A 21,718-nucleotide genomic window follows, 5' to 3' on the forward strand; every position below is an offset into this window, starting at 1 on the left:
CGGTGTCACTCCTCAGGCTTCGCGCTGGATTTCCACAACCGGCAGACCGGCACGATGTCGTCGTAGGCCGCACAGGAGGATTGACCCATCACGACCTCTTCGGCGGGGCAGCCGCCCATGCAGGCACCCGCTTTGCAACTACCGCAAGCGCTTTCGGTCAGGGGCTGTGTGAACAGATCGAACTCGTTGACGTCGTGGTTGAGCTGGACGTGGCCGTCGACCATCTGCGCGAAGTGCAATTCGGTGTCGAACAGGTACGAGCAGACGTAGCAGCGGCCATCCGGAAAGATCGAGATCCGGTCCAGCGTGCGGCCGATGCACCCTTGATACCCCTCGGCGGCGTAGCGCTCCATCTGATCGCGACGGGCGTACGTCGGCTGATACCAGACCCTCGTCTTGTACTGCGGCGCAACCTCACTCAGCCGATCACAAAAATCCACCCATTCCGGCGGCGTCATGGCCATATCGGCGTTGCCGTGGCCAGTTCCGATGGTCGAGAACACGTGGAACTTCACCAGGGTCACGCCCAAGACGTCGGCAATCGCCAAAAGTTGCAACGCATCTCGCTCGTTGGCTTTGTTGACGGTGCAGATGATCCGGACGTCGAAGCCGCGATCGGCCAACTCCCGCGTGGTTTCCAAGGCTTCATCGAAGGTGCCGCTCCCACGCACGGCGTCGTGCGTCTCCTGGCTGCCACCATCGAGGCTGACCTGTACGTAGGCGAAGTCATCCGGAGCGAGCTGACGGAAGCGGCGGAGCGCGGGCTTCTGAGCATTCGTCGTGGTGATGACATGTTCGTAGCCGAGCTTCCGACTGAGCCGGATCACCTCGCAGTAGTGTGGGTGCAGCGTCGGTTCACCGCCGAGGATGGTTAATTTGCTCCCGCCCAGCCGACGCCAGGTGGTGAGCGTATCCACGATCTTCGGAAGCGGCATCTTCAGCGCTCGCTCTAGCCGCTCGCCCATGTAGCAGTGTTCGCACCGCAGTTGGCACGCCTCGGTGATGTAGAGGTAGACGTTGCGGAATCGCCCATATGCCACGCGGTCGATCTTCTGAGGCTCAGGAACGTTTCCGCCCCTGGGCATCCGGGCGTGGCCGTAGCCATCGCCGTTCAGCTTGAGGGATGGCATGGGGAGGTCAGTGCTGGTCATGAAATCGGACTCCGTGAAATAAGCAGCGGCGCAAGCAGAGTGGCCGCGCCGTCGATGGTGTTGGTGGTGTCGAGCTGGGTGACGGCGAGGCCGGAGCTTTCAAAACCATTCCGGATACCGGCTGCCGTCTGGTGGTAGCGATGGAGGCGCGCTTTGAAGAGCCGCGGCGAATCCCCGCGCCGGGGATGGAGAAGCCCGCCGCAGACGGCGCACTCCCACGGATCGCCTTCGCGAGGGATGGCTGGAAGGCGAGGGTCGTGGATAGGATCGCGTTCGCACTGGTGACAGACCTTCCGATTGCGTGCCCGCTGCCGGAGTGTCTTTTCGTCCGTGACGATTTCGATCGGCTCGATGTGCGGCGTCGGCTCAAGCATGAGCAGTGTGGACAGCAGTTGGTCGACCTGGGCACCGGACCCCGGAAAATTATCGAGGAGCACAGTATGTGTGTTCGAATCCTGCTGTGCGCCTGCGAAATAGGTTCGCAGTGCCTCACCGACGGTGAATTCGTCGATCCAGCCGAGTCGTTCGCTGCTGGTGGCGGTCGTAGCCAGAACATCGGTAGGGACGTGCTCTCGCAGCCGAAACACACGCCGTCCTGGAGATCGTGCGAGGTGCAAGGTCAGCGTCGTTTTTCCTGCGGCCGGTGGGCCGAAGATGGGTACTACCAGACTGAGCGCCATGGCCGATCCCTTCCGTGTGGCAATCCGGGTACTTCATGCCGTCAACGGTCGGATTTCGGCCCGAAACCCACCACGACCACCGTGAATACGGGATATACATGGAACGCATATCGATCATGGCAATCGGTGGTAGCGTTCTCTGACCAGCGCAAATGGGGGTGAGGGGATCCTCACGGGATATCGGGCGGTTCACCATGGCTGAGGCACCGCATGAGCAGCGCTACTGCGCGCGTTGCGGCAGCAGATTGAGCCGCTACAACCCAGCGCCGTTATGTGGTGCCTGCGAAGTCATGGCACGTGGCCAGCGGCACTATCCGCCAGGGCTGCCGCCCGCCTTCTGGGAAACAGACCAGATGCGCGATGCGCTGGCGACGTGGCACATGGGGCGAGTCATCTTCGCGTATCGGTCCCATCCTCATCATGGTCAGCCGTTGCCTCAGGAATTGGTTGCCAACTGGCTGGACATGACCCAGGCACAGCTCAGCCGTATCGAGAAAGGCCCTGCTCCCGAGCAACTTTCGAAGCTCGTGCGGTGGGCGCAGATTCTTCGCATCCCACCGCAACTGCTGTGGTTCAAGCTGCCGGAGGCTGATGCGGCGCTAATGGCACCGCCCACCGAAAACGTCAGCGCCACAGGCAATAACACGCTGGCGCTGGCGCGATGGCTGGCCAGCGACGGGACCGGTACGCCACCGATCAGCCACTGTGACGATCTGGAGCAGGTTGGCCGGGCACTGGAAGATGCGCGCCGTTACTTCGACGGCACGGTGGTCGAATTTCTCCGCGAACAGCTGGACAGATGTAAGCACGACGACGGCACACACGGCCCCGCCGAAGCGTTGCCTCTCACGCTCGCCGTGCTGGGAGCGGTGCGCCGTCACAGCCGGGACGTCCCCTCGGACGTTCGTCGGCAACTGCTTGCGGTCGGTGCTGATGGTGCTGAGTTCGCCGGGTGGCTGTACCGCGATCTTCAAGACCCCCTCACCGCGACGTTCCTCTATGACCGGGCAATGGAGTGGGCGCAGGCCGCGGGCAGTCTGCCGATGCAGGGATACGTCTTGCTCAAGAAATCCCAGATGTCCTACGACTCCCGCGATGCCGGGATACTGCTGTCGCTTGCGCAGGCGGCGAAGGAAGGGCCATGGCAACTGCCAGTACGGGTACAGGCCGAAGTGGTACAGCAAGAAGCGCTCGGGCTGGCCATGACCGGTGAGTCGATGGCGGCCGTGGAGAAGGGTCTCGATACCGCACAGCAGCTGCTGACCCGGGCAAACGGGTCAGCGGATGGCGACGGACTGGTGAGTTACTTCAGCGAAGGGACGCTGTTGGTACGTTCGGCGTGCTGCTACACCGAAGCCGGCAAGCCCCATCGAGCGGCGGAATTGTTCGGACAGGTGTTAGCAGGAGATTCGCTGTCTCGTCGCGACAGCGGCTTTTTCGGCGCTCGCCAGGCCAAGGCCTTCGCGCTGGGCGGCGAACCGGACGAAGCTGCCGCCGTAGCCGAGACATCAGTGGCTGTGGCCCGTGAGACCCGTTCGGAGCGCACGATGAACGTCATCGTGGATGTTGTGCGAACTCTCGACCCGTGGCGGCATCGCCCCAAGGTCAAGCATCTTCGCGACGTGCTGATGCCGTAGCGCTATGCATTCAGCCACCGCGCTACGGTCTCGATAACCTCGGCTTGGTATTCCTGGCTCTTCGGATTCAGGTACTGCGGATCGTCGTGCACGGCGAACCCATGCTGCGAGCCCTCGATTTCAACAAATTCCACGGAAGCCGTGAACTTGGTGGCAGCTTCGCGTGAACCGTCGATCGGCACTAGGGTGTCGGCGTTGCCGTGAATGATGAGCGTTGGAGCCTTGATCTCGCTCAGCACATCCAGCGGCCGGAACCAGAACACCTCGTTGAGGAACGGGCGGCCGTGCTTCAAGTCGGCCTTGAACTGGAGGGCACCGGTGTCGTTGAGTTCCTTCGCGCGCTCGTCGCTGATGACGTCGTTCGACCAGTAGCCCCGGCTATCAATGGTCCGCTGCTTGTAGTCCACCTGCGGGTTCAGGAGCACCAGCCGCGACAGGTCATCCGGCCGCTTGGCGGCGTAGTAGGCGCAGATGCCGCCAGCGAAACTAGCTCCGCACAAGCTGATTTCGTCCGTGTCGGTTGCCTCGCGCAGGTGGGCGATACTGACTCGGATGTCGTTGAGGATGGTGGCCATCGTCAGCTCTTCCTGGCGGCCTTCACTGTCACCGTGGCCACGGAGGTCGAACCGCAGCGACGCTACGCCAGCATCAGCGAGGCCGGCGGCGAGGCGGGTGAAGAAACCGCCCTCCTCGCGGGTGACACCGCCGCCGTGGACCAGAACCACCGCGCGATTTGTCGGCTGATCCGGTGTGACGAGGGTAGCTGCGAGGTTGAGGCCATCGAGGGTACGGACGTGGGTGATGGTGCTGTTCGAGGGCACGGAACCAGTCAACCAGAGGACCACCCGGAGTTCGAGGGCGCTGGGCGGTTCGTCTCAGGTGGTGGAACTTGCTCGAATAAGAAGAAACAAAGACCTCGACTTCTGCGATGTATGCGAGTTATGGACGTCACGGCGTGGGAGGGTTCAGCTCACTCTATAGAACGAACGCTACGCTCGACCGCGCTCGCGTGACTGCAACATAGAATTTCGAAACATCTCCGGCGTCGTCAAGGTTGCCTGTCTTAAAGTATTTTTTCATTGGATTGGTCGGGAAGATTACAACTCGGTTATAGGTACTGCCCTTCGATGCACCGAAATTAACCGCCGGATAACCGCCTGTCTTAGTAGTCTTGCTATACCTCATAGCTATCGGTCTGTACGTTGACATATAGGCATCGAGCTCAGAAGATTGGATGAAGAAGACGCCGTCATGTCCGGTCTCTTCGGTGTTTCGTGATGTTGTTGGCGGCAAGGTGGGGTAGAGGGCGTCGGCAAAATCGCAAATCGCTTGATGACAACGAAAACTTTCGTTCCGCCACTCGATCGTAAGCGCGCCTTCTTTCTCACGTTCGACATACCAGTCGAACAACTTGAGTCTCTGATACGCCTTGTTCTTGCGCGTTTTGCTTGTTGTATACGTGCTTTGACGTGGGTCTCCCACCACGGTAACGGCTATGTCAGACGAGAAAAGTAAGTCAAGCAAATCCAGATCGTATCCAACAAGGTCCTGGATTTCGTCGATATATATCTGATCGTACAGATTCTCCAGACGCGAGACCACTTTGTTCCCGGACTTCTCATTTATTACACACGCGAAGTCCGCTACGTTGTCGGAATAAAGGTTCGAGGCGGGGTCGATATAATAGTCAACTCGGGACCGCTTCACGTATTGATCTGGTCTGTTTGTGAACTCGATAGACTTAACCCGGTTCGTGGATGTGACATAGTTCTGATACGGCTTGACACAGTCTCGAAGCAGGAAAGGAAACCAACCCATAATCGTCACATTCGGCGGAACCGTGCCGAGCGCTTCTGTTATCCGCCGGGTTATCTGCGCCAAGTTCTCATTGGTGTATGTGGTGATCAAAATCCGCGTTACGGGGTCCGATTCGACTACTGCACGGATGATCGTTTCGGTCTTATGCGATCCCGCGGCAGCGAGAATAGCGCGGTTATTTGATTGCATCAAGGATATACTCCGGCATCACCACAGACTCGGAAGTTGTGAACACAGCCATTGCGCAGCTCGTCTTGTTGCCATCGGTCGTCATGTGCTTGATAAGGTCGGCTTCGCTCGTGTAGCTTTTGCCGAGGATCTTATTGGTTTTGTCAAAGCCATTTACGGCCAAAAGATTCTGCTCTAAGCTGGGCAGGCCCTCATCAGGACCCGTATTGACATGAATATTTTGATAGCCAGAAAATTCTTGGAACTTCCGATTGAGGGCTTCCAGGTCTCCGTCGTTGTCAGTTACTACGTGTACGGTCTTACCGAGGATGGCCGCGATCTCCAAGAAGCGCTTGGATGAAAGCCCGCGCACATTGAGAATGTCGACACCCGCTTGGATCGGCAGGCACCCGTGCGTATCCAGGTACGCACGTTGAACCACAAGTTCGTCCGATGGGCCCTCAACGATGATGGTCTTCTTTGCCAGCACGAGGCGAAGCGTGTCGTATCCGGAAAGCTTCATGAAGTAGTCTTGTGTGTCGCTCGCGAGGTCGGTCAGCTTGGCCACCCGCTGCGCGTTGAGCAGAATCAACTTCCCAAGGCCAAGCTTATTGATAACATACGAGCTGTGGGTGGTGATGATTATTTGACGACCATCACATTTCTCCTCAATCTTCGAAATCAGCTTGTTGAGATTTGAGAAGGATAGGTGATTCTCCGGCTCTTCGATCAAAACGACATGCGACTCTTCTATTCTACGGCTGATCGCGAGTAGAATCTTGAGCATATTTTGTTCGCCTGAGCCAATAAATGTAAATGGGAGTTCGTCAAGGTGTGGTACGAGTCCCGACTCCCACCCAGATTGCTGAGAGTGATCGACTGACAGCGAGAGCGATTTGTCGCTGATATCACCTTGCGCGAGATTGAGCGCCTTGTTTATCTCCGCGATTGAGCTGTTCCCGGAGAACGCGACCTTGAGGTCACGGTAGGCGCGCATGAGCTGCACTCGTTGATTGTCTGAGAGCGTGCCATCAATGATATTCTGCAAGTAGTAGTCGGCACCGCTCTGAAGCCGTATCCTGGCCGCGTTAATCATTGAGGCAGACACTGGGATGCTGCGCTGAGTAATGGCCGATCCCGAGAATCCAACCCATTCGACCTGATAGTATTCAACCGGTACTGAAGTTGCTTTGCGCGCATCTACGAAGAGCTTGTATTCGGCTGCAAACTCATCGTTGTATGCAATCCGCAGTCGAACGCCAGGGGCATCTTCTAGAATCTTGTTGTTTCGGCCCTTAAGCCGTGCTGTGTCGCTTGCGTCGGCAAAAAACAAGTCAATAATAATCTCAGGCGGCATCGGGTTTTCGCCAGCGTTTACCTGCTGGAGATACTCCTTTGCTGCCTCTTGGTTGAACAGATGAGGGGAAAGTTCACCCTGGAGCGGCCTACCCATCAACCGGCCAGTCAGTGCAAGGTTGATCGCCTCAAGAAGGGTAGATTTTCCTGCCTCGTTGTCGCCAACGATAATATTGACATCGGAATTAAATTCCAGGGTAAATGATCGGAATATCTTGTAGTTCTGTATAACGATTTTCTGCAGCATCTAATCCACTCTTGAAGTCATTATATGCTAAATGTAGCTGAACTCAACCTACATTGGTCCGTTGGTGGACCGTTGAGCCTTCCCCCTTGGCAATTCTCCTTTATGTGCACCCGATTGGGCCGCACGACGGCATGCGCCTGGCTCGGCGGTAGAGCCGGGTTAGGCCGAACGTCGGCGTGTGTCCGCTTACTGCAACTTCTGGTACTGCTAACTCACTGCGAAGGCTGAGCGCAATGCGACCTACCAGAAGTTAAGCCGGGGAGTCGGCGTGCGCTGGCTTGTTAGGCTACTCTTGCCGCCTCCGAATCTGCGGCATCGTCGCCCGCGTGTCGTGGGTGTGTCGCCGAACTAATACTTTCGCTGCCCGCCGCGCGGCCTAATCGTCACTCCCGCCTCCCGCAGCACCTTTGCCACCGTTCGCTTGGCCATGTGGTGCTCCACCTTCAGCTGAGCCATCGACGCGCCGGCTTCGTACTTGGCCACGATCGTCGCGGCTTCCTCTGGTGTCAGCTGTTTCTTTGGTCCGCCGGATGTGCGGGTGGGTACTAGTGTCGCCCTGCGTGGTCCGGTTGTTTCGAGCTGTTTCCGCAGATCAGCGAAGTCTTCAAGCAGATCGGTCCGGTTCGAGTAAGTTCCCGCCATGTCCACTGAGCAGGCCCGGTCCGAGAGGACCGGGCCTGCGTCATTGTCGCCCTACCCACTCGAGAACCGGGAGCGTCGGGACCATGAGGATCCACACGATCGGCTTCACCAAGAAGACGGCCGAGCATTTCTTCGGTCTGCTGCGCGACTCCGGGGCGACGACGCTGGTCGATGTTCGGCTGAACAATGTGTCGCAGTTGGCGGGTTTCGCCAAGCGGGACGATTTGCGGTACTTCGTTCGGGAGCTCTGCGGGATGGAGTACGCGCACCGGGTGGATCTGGCGCCGACGCAGGAGATTCTCGACGGTTATCGCAAGGGGCGCAGTGGGTTCGGGCCTTTCGAGAAGCGGTTCGTCGGGTTGATGGCGGAGCGGAGGATTCAGGACACCGTGCCGCGGGAGCTACTGGACAATTCGGTATTGCTGTGTGGAGAGGAATCTCCGGAGCATTGTCACCGTCGGCTCGTGGCCGAGTATCTGGCCCGGCATTGGGAGGGCGTCGAGATCCGGCACTTGGTGTGAGGGGCCTCGAATTCAGGCCTCACCGTAAGCCGCCGCGATCTCCTTCGACCCGCTCCACCGGCTGTACGTCGGCGACTGCGGCCACCCCTCCGGCGAATCCTGCCACACCTCCTGCCGCCCGTACGGAAGCAGATCGATCAACGCGAACGTATGGCTGAGCTGTTCGGTCCCACGCCCGTTCGTATGCCACGTCCGATACACCTTATCCCCGTCGCGAAGAAAGACATTGACGGCGAAACCCCCGCCCAACGGCGCCCCGACATCGGCACCGAAGGAACTGTTCGCCGTCGAATACCACGTCATCTTGTTCCCGACCCGCCGCTTGTACGCCAGCGCCTCCTCGATCGGGCCCTGAGTCACGATGACGAACCGGGCATCGTAGTTGTCCAGGAATTCCAATCGGGTGAACTGCGAGGTGAATCCGGTGCACCCGCTGCACTGCCACTCCTCGTTCGGAAACCACATGTGGTTGTAGACGATCAACTGCGGCTTCCCGTCGAACACATCAGCGAGCCGCACCGGCCCCTCGGCCCCCTCGAGAACGTAATCGGGCATCTCGACCATCGGCAGTCGCCGTCGCTGAGCGGCGATGGCGTCGAGCTCACGCGTCGCGGCCTTCTCGCGGACGCGCAGGGCGTCGAGTTCCTTCTGCCAGGTCGCGGCGTCGACGATGGGGGGGAGGGCGTTGGCGGTCATGGGGTGTCCTTTCCTGCCTGTTCGCTGTTCGCATATGGAGACGACCCGCGCTCGCCGAAATCATCGGTCGTCTCGGACGGCTTTCAGCCGCCGTGTTGAGCGGTGACGTTCGCTGCGGCAACCTGAGTGCGACACCGCTCGACGAGAGGCACGTGTCCGACGTGGACGATTCGAGTTCGATTCTCGACCTGACGGTCTGGGCGCTACCGGAATTCGTGTCCGACGGCACCAACGGATTCCTCAGCTGGACCGGACCGGTGGTGAGTACACCTGCGGGACTCGGCTTTTCGCTCTACACCCGGGCGATCGCCGCCGCCGCTCCCTCCCTGCGGCACTGTGACGTCGCCGCCACCGCACGGATCGACGGCGAGGAGACGCGAATCGGATGGGCGCGCGAATCCTCGGACGACCACGCGGTGACGACCTTCTCCCTGCCCGATCTCGATCCGCACGAGGCTCCGCTCGAATTCGAGATGACCTTGTCCGACATCACCACGGACGGCGTCTGGACCGGCCGGTGGTCGCGGCCGATCGATACCCGTGTCGTCGCTCCGGCGAGCGATCCTCGCGGTCGACTGGCCATGCTTACCGACCCGGCCTTCATCAGCTCCGAGAAATCGCTCCGGACATGGCTCTCGCCCGTGACCCTCGACCCTGACGGCCTCGAATTCGACTACACCGCAATGTCTTTCGGTGATACATCACTCTCGATGTGGGATTACGACGTCACCGCGGTCCTGCGTTCGAGCTTCGGGACGCTGGAACTCGCTCGGGGCGAAAGCACCTCGGCGTCGCGAACGCGGATGGTCTACCGGGCGAGAGTTCCGCACGATATCGCCAATCCGCCTTGGGATTTCGAGTTGATCATTCGCGACCACACCGCGGAGACCGAGTGGTCGACGACATTCTCATGGAACGGTCCCGGCCCGATCCGCCAACCCCCCTTACACATTCCCATGGTGCAAAACCGGCACGCTGGGTAAGCCCCCACCATGCTAGCCATAGTTGCCGCCGTACTGTTCGCCATCGCCCTGCTCCTGGAACTCGTCAATCAGGCCGTGACCACCGGAGTCTGGGGTTTCGTCATCGCCGGACTGCTCGCGCTCGCCCTGCATCAGGCCGGGCTCAGCGAGCGGGTTCCGCGGGGGCAGTGGAGGTCTCGGTCCTGGCGGCGGCGGTAGGTCAGCGTGGGGTGAGCGCCTCGGTGTGGTAGCTCACCTGGGGGCTCCACAGGAAGTAACCGTCGATTCCGGTCGCCGTCGCCGCGTCGATTTGGGCTCGCACCTCGGCGTCGCCGTAAGGGACGCCGAGGGTGAAGTCCTGGAGCCAGGGGAGAATGAACGCGCCCGTGCCCGCGGTGTGGTCGCGGAAGTCCTGGAGGGATCGCAGGACGATGTCGTAAGGGTGCGCGTCGGGGGAGGGGACGTCGTATTCGCCCGAATTCCAGTGCGACGGGTAGACCATGGGGGCGATGTAATCGACCGTGCGGGCGATGGACGGAACGTCCTGGGCGATTTGGTCCGGGCGATTCACCGCGATGCCGAAGACCGCCGCGCCGAGGTGGGCACCCGCGTTGTGAATGGGATCGCGCCCGCGGCGCAGGAAGTCGGTGACCGCGGCGGTCGGGGTGTCCGCGAGTCCGGGGAAGACCATGGACGACAGGGCGCCGTCGGGGCGGCGGACGTAGTCGTACATGATGCCGTCGAAGCCGAGGTTCGCGGCCTCGACCGCCAGGGCGATGTTGTAGTCGCGGACCTCGGGGGAGGCGAGGTTGGTGAAGGCGCTGGGTCCGTACTTACTCGCGTACGGGTTTCCTACGGAATTCTGGACGACCCAATCCCGGTGTCCCGCATGCCAAGCCCACGTCGCGAGCGCCGGGTCGCGGAAGGCGACGATGCGGCCGACCACCTGGAGTCCGAGGTCGTGCAGTTCGCGCAGGGCGGCGGGGGCGTCGTAGAGGTTCTCGACGGCGTCGGCGTCGTGGGCGAGGGGGACGCGGGTGTCGTAGCCGACCATGCCGTCCTCGTCCTTGATGTCGAGTTGGACGGTGTTGATGCGGTGTTGGCGGGCCAGGTCGAGGACGGCGTCACGCATCGGGGCGTAGGACCAGGCGTGCGCGGTGACGTGGACCGCGCGGAGGTGGCCGAGGTCGGGGGTGGCGGTTACGGGGCGAGTGGTCTCGTTACCCGCGTCGTCGGTGGCGACGACATTCGCGCCGACCATGGGGTGCGGCAGGGTCAGCTCGAAGTTGCCGTCCTTGCCGGGCCGGGTCGATTGAGTGCCCACGGCGACCTTCTCCGCTCCGATCGCCTTGCCGCGCACCACGATCGGCTCGCGGAAGGAGTTCGACGGATTCGACGGGGTGAGGTCGAGTTCCGGCGGCGTGGTGTCGACGGTGAACGTCGCCGACGCGCCCGGGCCGCTCCAGAGCAGGCCGAAGGGAGCGTGCGGTGGGATCTCCGCCATGAAGGTGTGTGTGCCCTCGGGCAGCCGTTCCGGGTGATAGACGACGTCATTGCCGTCGACGCGACCCGACACCGCGCGACCGTCGAGCGTCAGCCGCACATCAGCCGAATCGTGCCCGCGCGCATCCACCCGAAGCTCCAGCCCGTTCAGCGCCTTTGCCCCCACGCGATCACCCGTCAATCCACGCAGTGGCAGACCCGTAGGCTCCCCGCGCCCCGCCCCGATCACCAGCGACCCGACCAGCAGAACCAGCACCGCGCCGATCGCCATGAACGCCATCTGCCGCCGGTCGACCGACCGCATCCGCACGAGCAACGCACACCACCTTCCCCTGGACCCGCCTCGCTGATTTTGTCCACTATGTCCGCTGCGAGGCAGCTGGTGGTTCATTTCCGACTGCCAAATCGGAACGTCTTGCGCCCCACAACCCTTCAAACGACACGCCGCAGCCAGGATCCGACCCGATCAACGCCCTAACGCAACCCAGCCGCACCCCTTATTCGGATCCGCACCCGTTTCAGGGCCCTACAAGGGGTGCGGATCCAAATAAAGGGTGCGACTGGGTTGCCGTACCTGGGGATGTAGTCGTTGGTGTCCGATCAGCACAGCCTCGGCGGGTGTACCGACATCTCGTAACGAGCCCAGCCGCACCCTTTATTTGAATCTGCACCCGTTTCAGGGCCCTATAAGGGGTGCGGATCCGAATAAAGGGTGCGGCTGGGGTGGCGTACCTGGGGAGGCTCAGCGGGGGGACATGCGGATGGCGCCGTCGAGGCGGATTGTTTCGCCGTTCAGCATGGGGTTTTCGATGATGTGGCGGGCCAGGGCCGCGTATTCCTTCGGGTCGCCGAGGCGGGAGGGGTGGGGGACCTGGGCGCCGAGGGAGGCGATGGCCTCGTCGGGGAGGGTGGCGAAGAGGGGGGTGTGGAAGAGGCCGGGGGCTATGGTGAGGACTCGGATCTTCAGGGTGGCCAGGTCGCGGGCCACGGGGAGGGTGAGGCCTACGATGCCGCCCTTGGAGGCGGAGTAGGCGGCCTGGCCGATCTGGCCGTCGAAGGCGGCTACCGAGGCGGTGTTGATGATGACGCCGCGTTCCTCGCCGACCGGCTCGGTGGCCGAGATGCGTTCGGCGGCAAGGCGGATGACGTTGAAGGTGCCGATCAGGTTGACGTTGATGATCTTGGTGAAGTCGGCGAGGGGGAAGGCGCCCTTCTTGCTCACCGTCTTGATGGCGTTGCCGATGCCCGCGCAGTTGACCGCGACGCGCAGGTCGCCGAGTTCGGCGGCGGTGTCGAGGGCGGCGGTGACCTGCTCCTCGTTGGTGACGTCGGTGGGGGCGAAGACGACGTGCTGGCCGAGTTCCTTGGCGATGGCCTCGCCGTCGGAGGACGGCAGGTCGAGGATGACGACCTTGGCGCCCTGGCCGTGCAGTTCGCGCACGGTGGCCAGGCCGAGGCCGGAGGCGCCGCCGGTCACCACGGCAACGGCGTTGTTGATCTGCATGTGACGATCCCTTCTCGCTCTACGTCCGCTCGACAGTAACCGTCACGCGGCGGTTAAGTAAGTAGCGGTTCGCTCAGTGAGACAGCCGAGAAGGGCGGTGTACTGGCCGTTCAGGGGAAACGGTTCGCCGGGGTTCTCACGCGTAGAGCTCGACGAACCGGGCCAGGGACTTGTCGATATCGCCCTTGAGCGCCCGCGCGACCGTCGAGCCGATCGGCCCGAACAGCGGGCGGCCCCCGAGGTCGATGTCCACGGTGACCTCGGAACCGTCGCCCTTCGGCGCGACGAGCAGTTGCAGCCCGAACTTGGTGCCGCCCTTGCCGTTCCCGCTGAGCTCGAGGCGGCGCGGCGGTTCGGCCTGCCGAACGGTCCAGCGCACCCGGTTGCGCAGGCCCTTCACCGAGGCGACGCCGACCAGTTCGGTGCCGGGCGTGAGGGTTTCGGGCACCTCGCCGCGCCACGCCTCGTGCATGATCAGCCACTTGTCGAGGTCGCGCAGATTCGACACGTGCGACCACGCCTGCTCGGGGGAGAGGGGGACGTCGAGGGAGACCTTCAGCTTCGCCACATCCGAAATGCTAGCGGTTGATCATGATTCCACCAGGGCGGCCAGGGCCGAGATGCCCGCCGTGAGCGCCGCGCCGCCCGCGTCCCAGCCGGTTCCGGCGGGCTGGGTGGTCAACACCACGACCGCGTAGCGCTGCGGATCGTCGGGCGGGCCGACCAGTCCGGTGCTGTTCAGGGTCGTCGACGAGTCCAGCGTCATCCAGCCGGGTTTGACGAACCAGTCGGCGCCGGGCAGCGCGGCGGGGATACCGAAGAACTCGTCGGTGCCGTCGGCGGCGATCTCGCTGACCGAGCCGAGGGCGTCGAGGATCAGCGCGCGTTCGAACGGGGGCGCCGCGGTCGTCAGGTAGCGGTAGATCGTCACGACATCCCTTGGCGTGGTGCGGGTTTGGCCCCACTGCGCCGGATCGTCCGGCGGTGCGGTGCCGTCGAGGCCGAGCAGAGCCGCGGTGCGCCGCACGATGTCGGCGCCGCCGTCGGCCTCCCAGAGCGCGTCGGCGGCGGAATCGTCACTGGCGGAGAGCATCTGCCGGATTCGATCGGCGTCGACGCTCTCGCCGGAGGTCTCGATCGCGTCGATCGCGATGAGCAGTTTGACGACCGAGGCGGTGTAGAACTGCCGGTCGGCGTCGAGCGCGGCCAGTTCGGCGCCCGTCTCGGTGTCGACCACGTCGATGCCGGAAACCGTTCCGGGCGAGGCGGTTTCGATCGCGGACCGGATCTGTTGGACCAGCGCCGGTCCCTGTTGCGCGGCCGCCCGCAGCGTGGGCTCGGCCCCCGACGCGGTCTCCGTATTGCGCGCGTGCGCCGTCACCGTCACCAGATGCCCCGAAACACTCAGCGCCAGCGCGCACCCGGCCAACCCCAGCCACCGAACCTTCCCGTTCACTCTCTACAGAGACCGCTCGAAGCTGTGAATACCTCGAGGAGGAATTGGTAACTGGCTGTCGGTACGCCCGGACGGTGACCGGACACAACCCGTACCCGGCCCGTTCGTGAGGGGTCCGTGATGCGGGCGAAGCGGATGTACGGCATGGTTGGGGCCGTGCACAGCATCGTTCTGGAAGGGATCGGGGTGAGCCGCGGCGGGGCTCCGGTCTTCGCCGAGATCGACGCCGTCGTGCCGGGCGGCCGGTGCACGGCCGTGATCGGGCCGAGCGGGGTCGGCAAGACGACCCTGCTGCGCCTGCTGAACCGGCTCGACGAGCCGACCACCGGGCGCATCCTCATCGATGGCGTGCCGATCACCGAGATCGATGTGCTCGCGTGGCGCCGCCGCGTCGGGCTGGTGCCGCAGGGCGCGGTGTTGCTGACCGACCTCGTGAGCGACGAGTTGCGGGTGGGCTGCCCGGACCTGACCGAACAGCAGGTGGCCGAGTTGCTGACGGCCGTGGGACTGCCCCCGGCGTTCGCGCATCGGCGGTGCGCCGAGCTGTCCGGCGGTGAGGCACAACGGGTTTGCCTCGCGCGGGAGCTGGCGGTCGAGCCCGAGGTGCTGGTGCTGGACGAGCCGACCTCGGCGCTGGACGAGGCCGCGGCCGCGGTGATCGCGGAACTGATCCGCACCCATTGCCGCAGGGGCGGGACGGTGGTTCTGGTCAGCCACGACAGCGGGTTCGTGGGCACGGTGGCCGACGACATCTGGATGCTCGAGGGCGGGCGGCTGTCCCGCCTGGGCGCGCTGGACGAACGGAATTCGCAGTGACAGAGGGACTTTCGGTACCGGGCTGGGGCGGGGTCGCGGCCTCGCTGGTGCTGGTCGCGCTGGCGGCCGCCATCGCCTACCGGCAACGCCTGCGACTGACCACCGAGCTGGTGATCGCGGCGGTGCGGGCCGGGGTGCAGCTGGTCGCGGTGGGGGCGATCCTGGTGATCGTGTTCCGGCACACGGGATTACCGGGCGCGCTGGCCTGGGTGGTGCTCATGGTCGTGATCGCGGGTCAGGTCGCCGGGCGGCGCGGGGCGGGGCTGCCGCACGCGGTGTGGGCCGCGACGATCGGGGTCGCCTTCGGGGCGGCCCTCACCCTCGGGGTGCTGATCGGGTTGCGGATCATCTCCACCGAGGCGCGGGTGGTGGTGCCGGTGGGCGGGATGGTCGTCTCCGGGGCCATGCAGGCCACCGGGATCGCGCTGCGGCGGCTGCACGAGGACGCCCGCGGCTCGCGCGCGGCGGTGGAAGCCCGCCTGTGCCTTGGTCTTTCGGCCCGCGAGGCGTTCCTGCCGTTCCGTCGTTCGGCCCTGCGCACGGCCCTCGTCCCCGCCATCGACGCGACCAAGGTCGTCGGCCTGATCAGCCTCCCCGGCGCCATGACCGGCCTCATCCTCGCGGGCGTCGACCCCCTCACCGCCATCCGCTACCAGATCGTCGTCATGTACATGCTGCTCGCCGCCGCGGCCCTGGCCGCCCTGGCCGCCGCCCGAGTCGCCGAACGCTACCTCTTCGACCCCTCCCACCGCCTGGTCCCCCTCCCACCCACCGGCCCGGCCACCCCGCTCCCGGGCCCGGCCGCCCCGCCCCCGGGCCCGGCCACCCCGCTCCCGGGCCCGGTCGCCGGTCCAGTTGGCCCGTCCACGGGATCGGTTGGCCCACCCACAGGTCCGGTTGGCCCGCCCAGCGCCGGTACTCCCGAGCGAGCCCCGGGCCCCGGCGAGCGCTGAAGTCCCGTCGCCACCGCCCGCTTCCTCCAGCCAGTCGCCGTGTGGTCACACCCCACGAGGCCGTCGGTCTGCGCACGGGTCAGTCGGCCCACCCACGGAACCGGTCGGTCCGCGCACCGCCGCTACTCCGAGCACACCCCAGGACCCGCCGACCACTGAAGCCCGGTCGCTCGTGTAGCCCACCACCCCCCGGGTAGCCGACCACCATGACGACCATCGGATACTTTCTAGCCAGTGAGCAGTTCGGGCCCGATGAGCTGGTGGAGCAGGCGAAGCGGGCGGAGCGGGCCGGGTTTCGGAAGTTGTGGATCTCGGATCACTTTCATCCGTGGAACGACGCGCAGGGGCAGAGTCCGTTCGTGTGGGGGGTGATCGGGGCCTTGTCGCAGGCGGTGGGGTTGCCGGTGACGACGGCGGTGACCTGTCCGATCATGCGGATTCATCCGGGGATCATCGCGCAGGCGGCGGCGACGGCGGCGGTGCAGACCGGGGGGCGGTTCGTGTTGGGGGTGGGGAGTGGGGAGGCGCTCAACGAGCACATCTTCGGGGATCCGTGGCCGTCGCCGCGCATCCGGCTGGAGATGCTCGAGGAGGCCGTCGACGTGATTCGCACGCTGTGGGGCGGGGAGGTCGTCGACTACGAGGGCAAGTACTACGAGGTGCAGCAGGCGCGGATCTACACGCGGCCGGAAGAGACTGTGCCGGTGTATGTTTCGGGCTTCGGGCCGGAGGCGACGCGGCTGGCGGGGCGGATCGGCGACGGATACTGCACGGCGATGCCGAGCGCGGATCTGGTGAAACTGTTCCGGGATTCCGGCGGCGGCGACAAGACCGTGCAGGCGGGGACGAAGGTGTGCTGGGATCGCGACGAGGAGCGGGCCCTCGACACCGCCCACCGGCTCTGGGCCAACGAACTGCTGCCGGGCCAACTCGGCCAGACGCTGCCGCGGCCACGCGATTTCGAGGACGCCATGTCGCTGGTGCCCAAGGAACAGACCCGCGACCAGTACGCCGTCGGATCCGATCCGCGGCGGCACATCCAGCAGATCCGGCAGTTCGTGGACGCGGGCGTGGACGAGGTCTACGTGCAGCAGATCGGTCCCGATATGGACGGCTTCTTCGACAGCTACGCCAAGGACGTCCTGCCGGTCTTCCACTGATCAGAACGCCGCCAGCACGCAGGCGGCGATGAACAACACCTGCACGAGCGTCCGCGCGGGCAGCGGCATGGTCTTGACGCCGATACCCGCCCGCGCCGCCCGCACATTGGCCGGGAACATCACGACCATCAGCACGGCCAGGCAGACCGCGGCCACCGGGGCGACCGGCGGGATCAAAAGCCCTGCCGCACCGGCCAATTCGAGTACGCCGGTGAAGGTGACCAGAGCCGCGGGCGCGGGCAGCCGCGGCGGCACCATGGCGATCAGCCCGTCCCGCCGCGGCGGCAGGAAGTGCGCGGAGGCGGTCAGCGCGAACATGGCCGCCAGGCCGATGCGCGCGGCATGCGGCCAGGAGTCGAGCCAGTCGACCAGATCGAGCCATCCGGCCAGGCGGGCGAGTGCGGTGACGACGACGAGGGTGATGAGCGGTGCCATCGAAAGCTCCTGCGAACGGTGAATCTTGACAGTGGAAAGATAGGCGCACGCAGCGGAACTTGTCAATGTCAAGATTCTGGGCGACCATCGAGGGGTGACCAAGACCGCGTACCACCACGGCGACCTGCGCGCCGAACTGCTGCGGGCGGCCGCCGACCAGATCGCCGCCGAGGGCGTCGCCGCGGTGTCGCTGCGCGCCCTGGCCCAGCGGGTGGGCGTCTCCCACGCCGCGCCCGCGCATCACTTCGGCAATCGGCAGGGCCTGCTCACCGCGCTGGCCGTCGAGGGCTTCGAACTGCTCGACGCCGAGATGCGCGCCGCCGCGGGCGATTTTCGCGACGTCGCGCTCGCCTACATCCGCTTCGCCCGCGAACACCCCGGCCACTTCGACGTCATGTACCGCCACGACCTGCTGCGCGCGGACGACGAGCGGCTCATCGCCGCGCGCACCCGCTCGGGGGAGGCGCTGCGATCCGGGGTCACCGAACTCGGTGTGGCCCCACACGATCGGCGAGCCACCCAACTGGCGGCGTGGTCATTGGTGCACGGCTTCTGCGCGCTGTGGCGCGAGGGCGCGCTGACGAATTCCCAACTGGGCGGCGACGATCCGGAGGAACTGGCGCGGCGCATGGTCGGCGCGATCGAATTCGTCGGCACGACAACGCCTTAGCGGTACAGCAGCGCGGACACCGGCGGTCGCGGCGCGCCCGCAGCGGCGATGCGCGGCCCCCAGAAGTTCAGGTGGTTGGCCGAGTGCCGCAACGCGGTCAGCCCCGGAACGATCTCGCGCACACCGTATTTGTCGTGCGGGAAGCTTTGCAGGAACGGCACCAGCGTGGCCGCGGTGATGCCCACCTTCTCGACGGTCGGCGCCGGATTCTCGCCGAGCCCGATGATCGCGTCCCGCAACGCGCCGCGCAGCAGGCTGTCGGCGAGATCGGCGATCATGGTGAACGGGTCGACCAGCGACAGCTCGATCGCGAGTTCGTACCCCAGCCGCAGATAGGTGTGGGCCAGGTCGGCGTCGCCGTAGAGGTCGCCGGGCAGGCAGTAGTCGAACCAGTCGATGCCGCCGGTGTCGACGATCGGGTCGCCGGAAATGCCCTGTCCGACAAGCTGATTCCCGAGCGGGAAGGTGTGCCCGCGCGCCCGGTGCGGGGAGGCGAAGGCGTGCAGCCAGCGGCAGTCCGCGCGGCGCTCGCGCAGCGATCCCGACACCAGTTCCCGGCCGACCAGCGAGGCGACCGCCCCGCCCTGGCTGTAGCCGAGAATGCCGAAGCCGCCCTCGTGCGCGCGGATCAGCCGGATCACCTCGGCGACGCCCCGATCGCGCGAGGCGTGGTACGAGGGGTGCCCGAGCGCGTCGAGCAGGCTCTCGCCGCCGCCCGGCACCGGGCCGAAGCTCGCCGGATAGTTCACGTAGACCACGTCGAACACCGTCCGATCGAGCAGATCGGTGACACCGGTGAGCATGCCGATCTCGGTGCCCGGCTCGATCCGCCCGAGCCGCTCGGCCGCCGCGACGGCCTCCCAGGTGCCCGGAACGCAGAAGAGTTTGTGCTGTGCCACATTTCGAGCCTGCGCTCGGAAACGCTCGCGGACGCGAGTAGTCCGTTACTCGATTCCGCGCCGCCGCACCCGCAGCCGCGGTCTCGCGGTGATCTTGCCTACGCGCTCACCGGCTGCCGCTCGGTCCGGTCGTCGTCCTCGTCGTCGTCCTCGCTCCGCCGCGCGCGGGCGTCGGCCTTGGCGTCCTGGATCACCCGCGCGGCGAGCAGATCGCGGATCTCGAGCAGCAGTTCGGTCTGGGTCGGCTCGACGACGGTCTTCTTCTTGCCGCCGAACCGTCGCTGCACGGTCTTCATCGGCAGGATGAGCACGAAGTAGAGCACCGCGGCAACCATCAGGAAATTGATCAGCGCGCTGACGATCGGCCCGACGGCGACGAACGTGGCCGGTTTGCTCGCCACCAACTGCACGCCGAGACCGAACTGCGCGCTGGTGCCCGCGACGGCGAGCAGGGGTTCCACGACGCCCTTGGTCACCGAGCCGACCACGGCCGTGAACGCCGTACCCATGACCACCGCGACGGACAGGTCGATGACGTTTCCGCGCATGAGGAAGTCTTTGAACCCTTTGAACATGAGCGTGCAGTCTAGTGACGGGCGGAGTCGTCAATCCACGTGGAAGGTGATGGTGGCCGCGATCGCGTCGGTGCGGTGATTGATCGTGCTGGTGATCAGCGGGGCGCGCTGATTGTGCAGCAGCCGGTAGCGGCGGCGGCGCGATTCGATGCGCGGCATCAGGACGATCACCAGCGTGCCGGGCGCGGTCAGCGAGTCGGCGTAGTCGGCGATCGGCTCGACCAGTCGTTCGGCCGGGCTCGGCAGCACCCGCAGCTCGACGCCGGGATCCCACTCCCGCCAGCGGTCCCGCAGCCCGGCGGTGATCCGGGGATCGACGTCGACCGCGATGGGATGCACCTCGTCGCCCATGCGCCGGGCCGCCTCCAGGGCCCGGCGGGTGAGCCAGCTGACCGCCGCCACCGGCACCACCACGATCGTGCGCTTGGCCGAATCGTACTGTGGCGGAGGGATTTCTGTGCCCAGGCCGAGATGGTCCCCGACCTCGCGATAGTAGTGCTCGGTGCGGTCGAACAGCAGCATGAGCGCGGGCGCGACGATGAGCAGCACCCAGGTCGCCGCCGTGAACTCGGCCAGGAACAGCACCACCGCGGCGACCCCGGTGGCGACCGCACCGATCCCGCTCACCAAGACCCGCCACTGCCAGCGCCGCGCGTGCGCCTCGACCCAGTGCCGCACCAGACCGACCTGGGTGACGGTGAAACCCACGAACACCGCGATCGCGTACAGCGGCAGCAGCAGATCCACCCGCGCCCGCGCGCACACCAGGGCCAGCGCCGCGAGCACTGCCAGCCCCGCGACCGCGTACCGGTAGACCGGACGCTCGGCGCGCACCGCGAACAGATACGGCATCCGCCGATCGCGGGCGAGGCGACTCAACAGCACCGGCAGCCCGGCGAAACCGGAGGCGGCGCCCGCGCCCAGCGTCGCGGCGAGCACCAGACCGATCGCGGAGAACAGGGTTCCGGTGCCGACGGCCCCGGCGGTCAGCTGAGCCAGCACGGTCACGCCCTCGCGCGGCGAAACATCATGGGCCACAATGTCTCCGGCGATACCGAGCAACAGCACCGCCAGCAACGCCCCGAGCATGAGCTCGGTGCGCCGGGCCCGCCGCACGGCCGGGGCGCGGAACACCCCCGCGTGGTCGGCGACCACCTCGAGTCCGGTGAGCGTCGCGGTCCCGATCGCGAACGCGCGCAACAACACCCACGGCCCGATGACGCCGGGCAGATCGTGCAGGTCGGCGGGCGTGCCGATCTCGGCCACCGGTTCGGCCCGCAGCAACCCGGCTGCCACGATCCCCCCGATCGCCGCCACGTACAGCAGCGTGGGCACCAGCAACACCGCGGGCGAGGCGGCGACGCCGAACAACTCGAGCACCGTGAGCGCGGCCAGCCCGAGCAGCGCGGTCGCCAGCCGATGCTCGGCCACCAGCGGGAACACACTGCCCAGCACCGCCGTCGCGGCCGCCAGCCCGATCGCCACCGTGAGCACCTGGTCGAGCACCGCGGCGGCCGCCGCGAGCAGGCTTGTCCCGCGCCCGAATTCGCGGGTCGCGATCGCGTACGAACCGCCGCCCTCCGGATACACCGCGATCGCGCGCCGGTACGACCACAGCAGCACGAGCAGCAGCACCACCGTCGCGACGGCGACCGGCAGGGTGTAGCGCACGCCCGACGCGCCCACGGTGACCAGCACCGCCAGCATCGCCTCCGGCCCGTAGGCCAGGCTCGACAGGGCGTTCAGCGACAGCGCGGCCACCCCGCCGAGGGCGGTGAACCGGTGCGCGGCGCTCTGCCGACGGCGTTCGCGGCGATCGGGGATGAGATCGCGCTGGGCCGCGGTGTCCATGACGCCTCAGCGTAGAGG

22 protein-coding genes and 1 pseudogene are annotated in these 21,718 nt (G+C 65.3%); 8 read left to right on the top strand and 15 right to left on the bottom strand.

The features are described 5' to 3' along the window. Window positions 1-5 precede the first annotated feature (5 nt). Both ACWDSJ_RS28980 and ACWDSJ_RS28985 read right to left on the bottom strand, forming a co-directional pair. Window positions 6-1,151 (bottom strand): radical SAM protein, encoded by a 1,146-nt coding sequence (locus tag ACWDSJ_RS28980; RefSeq protein WP_450035644.1) that lies wholly within the window; start codon window positions 1,149-1,151, stop codon window positions 6-8. Further along, window positions 1,148-1,831 carry a hypothetical protein gene (locus ACWDSJ_RS28985; RefSeq protein ID WP_450035646.1) on the bottom strand — a complete coding sequence of 228 codons (684 nt, stop codon included), beginning with the start codon at window positions 1,829-1,831 and terminating at the stop codon, window positions 1,148-1,150. The genes ACWDSJ_RS28980 and ACWDSJ_RS28985 overlap by 4 nt, the downstream gene beginning before the upstream one ends. 290 nt (window positions 1,832-2,121) lie before the next feature. Here ACWDSJ_RS28985 and ACWDSJ_RS28990 point away from each other — a divergent pair, with 290 nt between their 5' ends. Next, window positions 2,122-3,468, top strand: a complete 1,347-nt coding sequence (locus tag ACWDSJ_RS28990; RefSeq protein WP_450035647.1) for an XRE family transcriptional regulator — start codon at window positions 2,122-2,124, stop codon at window positions 3,466-3,468. Between the two features lie 2 nt (window positions 3,469-3,470). On the opposite strand, the gene ACWDSJ_RS28995 is transcribed toward ACWDSJ_RS28990, so the two are convergent. The 4 genes from ACWDSJ_RS28995 to ACWDSJ_RS29010 all read right to left on the bottom strand — a co-directional run bounded on the left by ACWDSJ_RS28995 (window position 3,471) and on the right by ACWDSJ_RS29010 (window position 7,699). Beyond that, window positions 3,471-4,289 (bottom strand): alpha/beta hydrolase, encoded by an 819-nt coding sequence (locus ACWDSJ_RS28995; RefSeq protein WP_450035648.1) that lies wholly within the window; start codon window positions 4,287-4,289, stop codon window positions 3,471-3,473. A gap of 154 nt (window positions 4,290-4,443) precedes the next feature. After that, the gene (locus ACWDSJ_RS29000) at window positions 4,444-5,475 is read right to left on the bottom strand and encodes a UvrD-helicase domain-containing protein (protein ID WP_450035649.1); all 1,032 of its coding nucleotides are present in this window, start codon (window positions 5,473-5,475) and stop codon (window positions 4,444-4,446) included. Then, window positions 5,462-7,057 (bottom strand): ATP-dependent nuclease, encoded by a 1,596-nt coding sequence (locus tag ACWDSJ_RS29005; RefSeq protein WP_450035650.1) that lies wholly within the window; start codon window positions 7,055-7,057, stop codon window positions 5,462-5,464. Before ACWDSJ_RS29005 ends, ACWDSJ_RS29000 begins: the two co-directional genes overlap by 14 nt. Window positions 7,058-7,405: 348 nt before the next feature. Continuing rightward, the gene (locus tag ACWDSJ_RS29010; RefSeq protein WP_450035652.1) at window positions 7,406-7,699 is read right to left on the bottom strand and encodes a helix-turn-helix domain-containing protein; all 294 of its coding nucleotides are present in this window, start codon (window positions 7,697-7,699) and stop codon (window positions 7,406-7,408) included. A gap of 83 nt (window positions 7,700-7,782) precedes the next feature. On the opposite strand from ACWDSJ_RS29010, the gene ACWDSJ_RS29015 reads away from it, so the two are divergent. Then, a complete protein-coding gene (locus tag ACWDSJ_RS29015; RefSeq protein ID WP_450035654.1) occupies window positions 7,783-8,220 on the top strand; it encodes a DUF488 domain-containing protein in 438 nt (145 codons plus the stop codon). A gap of 12 nt (window positions 8,221-8,232) precedes the next feature. Here ACWDSJ_RS29015 and ACWDSJ_RS29020 read toward each other — a convergent pair whose 3' ends face one another. Continuing rightward, a complete protein-coding gene (locus ACWDSJ_RS29020; RefSeq protein WP_387368577.1) occupies window positions 8,233-8,916 on the bottom strand; it encodes a DUF899 domain-containing protein in 684 nt (227 codons plus the stop codon). A gap of 152 nt (window positions 8,917-9,068) precedes the next feature. Here ACWDSJ_RS29020 and ACWDSJ_RS29025 point away from each other — a divergent pair, with 152 nt between their 5' ends. Further along, complete coding sequence (locus ACWDSJ_RS29025; protein WP_450035655.1) at window positions 9,069-9,899, top strand: hypothetical protein; 831 nt, start codon at window positions 9,069-9,071, stop codon at window positions 9,897-9,899. A 9-nt stretch (window positions 9,900-9,908) separates the two neighbouring features. After that, entirely contained in the window at window positions 9,909-10,097 is a 189-nt protein-coding gene (locus ACWDSJ_RS29030) for a hypothetical protein (RefSeq protein ID WP_387368571.1), read from the top strand. 1 nt (window position 10,098) lies between these two features. Here ACWDSJ_RS29030 and ACWDSJ_RS29035 read toward each other — a convergent pair whose 3' ends face one another. From ACWDSJ_RS29035 to ACWDSJ_RS29050, 4 genes are all read right to left on the bottom strand, one after another. Continuing rightward, window positions 10,099-11,685, bottom strand: a complete 1,587-nt coding sequence (locus ACWDSJ_RS29035) for a putative glycoside hydrolase (protein ID WP_450035712.1) — start codon at window positions 11,683-11,685, stop codon at window positions 10,099-10,101. A 438-nt stretch (window positions 11,686-12,123) separates the two neighbouring features. Next, a complete protein-coding gene (locus ACWDSJ_RS29040; protein ID WP_450035657.1) occupies window positions 12,124-12,885 on the bottom strand; it encodes a 3-hydroxyacyl-CoA dehydrogenase in 762 nt (253 codons plus the stop codon). Window positions 12,886-13,021: 136 nt separating this feature from the next. Next, the gene (locus ACWDSJ_RS29045) at window positions 13,022-13,453 is read right to left on the bottom strand and encodes a type II toxin-antitoxin system Rv0910 family toxin (protein WP_450035659.1); all 432 of its coding nucleotides are present in this window, start codon (window positions 13,451-13,453) and stop codon (window positions 13,022-13,024) included. Between the two features lie 21 nt (window positions 13,454-13,474). After that, window positions 13,475-14,341: a serine hydrolase gene (locus ACWDSJ_RS29050; RefSeq protein ID WP_450035660.1), complete on the bottom strand. Its 867-nt coding sequence runs from the start codon at window positions 14,339-14,341 to the stop codon at window positions 13,475-13,477. 120 nt (window positions 14,342-14,461) lie between these two features. On the opposite strand from ACWDSJ_RS29050, the gene ACWDSJ_RS29055 reads away from it, so the two are divergent. The 3 genes and pseudogenes from ACWDSJ_RS29055 to ACWDSJ_RS29065 all read left to right on the top strand — a co-directional run bounded on the left by ACWDSJ_RS29055 (window position 14,462) and on the right by ACWDSJ_RS29065 (window position 17,270). After that, window positions 14,462-15,157, top strand: coding sequence for an ABC transporter ATP-binding protein (locus tag ACWDSJ_RS29055; RefSeq protein WP_387368563.1), 696 nt, complete (start codon window positions 14,462-14,464; stop codon window positions 15,155-15,157). Beyond that, window positions 15,154-15,924 (top strand): annotated as a pseudogene (locus ACWDSJ_RS29060) (ABC transporter permease); the annotation flags it as partial. The gene ACWDSJ_RS29055 and the pseudogene ACWDSJ_RS29060, both read left to right, overlap by 4 nt. 392 nt (window positions 15,925-16,316) lie before the next feature. Beyond that, complete coding sequence (locus ACWDSJ_RS29065) at window positions 16,317-17,270, top strand: TIGR03557 family F420-dependent LLM class oxidoreductase (RefSeq protein WP_450035661.1); 954 nt, start codon at window positions 16,317-16,319, stop codon at window positions 17,268-17,270. On the opposite strand, the gene ACWDSJ_RS29070 is transcribed toward ACWDSJ_RS29065, so the two are convergent. Further along, complete coding sequence (locus ACWDSJ_RS29070; protein WP_450035662.1) at window positions 17,271-17,705, bottom strand: DoxX family protein; 435 nt, start codon at window positions 17,703-17,705, stop codon at window positions 17,271-17,273. 94 nt (window positions 17,706-17,799) lie between these two features. Between ACWDSJ_RS29070 and ACWDSJ_RS29075 the strand changes: the two genes are divergently transcribed. Next, window positions 17,800-18,375 (top strand): TetR/AcrR family transcriptional regulator, encoded by a 576-nt coding sequence (locus ACWDSJ_RS29075; protein WP_450035664.1) that lies wholly within the window; start codon window positions 17,800-17,802, stop codon window positions 18,373-18,375. Here ACWDSJ_RS29075 and ACWDSJ_RS29080 read toward each other — a convergent pair. From ACWDSJ_RS29080 to ACWDSJ_RS29090, 3 genes are all read right to left on the bottom strand, one after another. Next, complete coding sequence (locus tag ACWDSJ_RS29080; RefSeq protein ID WP_450035665.1) at window positions 18,372-19,274, bottom strand: hypothetical protein; 903 nt, start codon at window positions 19,272-19,274, stop codon at window positions 18,372-18,374. The two genes, ACWDSJ_RS29075 and ACWDSJ_RS29080, sit on opposite strands and share 4 nt — an antisense overlap. Window positions 19,275-19,372: 98 nt before the next feature. After that, entirely contained in the window at window positions 19,373-19,849 is a 477-nt protein-coding gene (mscL, locus tag ACWDSJ_RS29085; RefSeq protein WP_450035666.1) for a large conductance mechanosensitive channel protein MscL, read from the bottom strand. Between the two features lie 30 nt (window positions 19,850-19,879). Further along, window positions 19,880-21,700 carry an amino acid permease gene (locus ACWDSJ_RS29090; RefSeq protein ID WP_450035667.1) on the bottom strand — a complete coding sequence of 607 codons (1,821 nt, stop codon included), beginning with the start codon at window positions 21,698-21,700 and terminating at the stop codon, window positions 19,880-19,882. Between the last annotated feature and the right edge of the window lie 18 nt (window positions 21,701-21,718).

The organism is Nocardia sp. NPDC003482, from assembly GCF_053588115.1.

Coding starts and splice junctions, on each gene's coding strand:
- ACWDSJ_RS28980 (WP_450035644.1), bottom strand. CDS start 1,151: ATGACCAGCACTGACCTCCCCATGCCATCCCTCAAGCTGAACGGCGAT.
- ACWDSJ_RS28985 (WP_450035646.1), bottom strand. CDS start 1,831: ATGGCGCTCAGTCTGGTAGTACCCATCTTCGGCCCACCGGCCGCAGGA.
- ACWDSJ_RS28990 (WP_450035647.1), top strand. CDS start 2,122: ATGGCACGTGGCCAGCGGCACTATCCGCCAGGGCTGCCGCCCGCCTTC.
- ACWDSJ_RS29000 (WP_450035649.1), bottom strand. CDS start 5,475: ATGCAATCAAATAACCGCGCTATTCTCGCTGCCGCGGGATCGCATAAG.
- ACWDSJ_RS29005 (WP_450035650.1), bottom strand. CDS start 7,057: ATGCTGCAGAAAATCGTTATACAGAACTACAAGATATTCCGATCATTT.
- ACWDSJ_RS29010 (WP_450035652.1), bottom strand. CDS start 7,699: ATGGCGGGAACTTACTCGAACCGGACCGATCTGCTTGAAGACTTCGCT.
- ACWDSJ_RS29015 (WP_450035654.1), top strand. CDS start 7,783: ATGAGGATCCACACGATCGGCTTCACCAAGAAGACGGCCGAGCATTTC.
- ACWDSJ_RS29020 (WP_387368577.1), bottom strand. CDS start 8,916: ATGACCGCCAACGCCCTCCCCCCCATCGTCGACGCCGCGACCTGGCAG.
- ACWDSJ_RS29030 (WP_387368571.1), top strand. CDS start 9,909: ATGCTAGCCATAGTTGCCGCCGTACTGTTCGCCATCGCCCTGCTCCTG.
- ACWDSJ_RS29035 (WP_450035712.1), bottom strand. CDS start 11,685: ATGCGGTCGGTCGACCGGCGGCAGATGGCGTTCATGGCGATCGGCGCG.
- ACWDSJ_RS29040 (WP_450035657.1), bottom strand. CDS start 12,885: ATGCAGATCAACAACGCCGTTGCCGTGGTGACCGGCGGCGCCTCCGGC.
- ACWDSJ_RS29055 (WP_387368563.1), top strand. CDS start 14,462: ATGCGGGCGAAGCGGATGTACGGCATGGTTGGGGCCGTGCACAGCATC.
- ACWDSJ_RS29065 (WP_450035661.1), top strand. CDS start 16,317: ATGACGACCATCGGATACTTTCTAGCCAGTGAGCAGTTCGGGCCCGAT.
- ACWDSJ_RS29070 (WP_450035662.1), bottom strand. CDS start 17,705: ATGGCACCGCTCATCACCCTCGTCGTCGTCACCGCACTCGCCCGCCTG.
- mscL (WP_450035666.1), bottom strand. CDS start 19,849: ATGTTCAAAGGGTTCAAAGACTTCCTCATGCGCGGAAACGTCATCGAC.
- ACWDSJ_RS29090 (WP_450035667.1), bottom strand. CDS start 21,700: ATGGACACCGCGGCCCAGCGCGATCTCATCCCCGATCGCCGCGAACGC.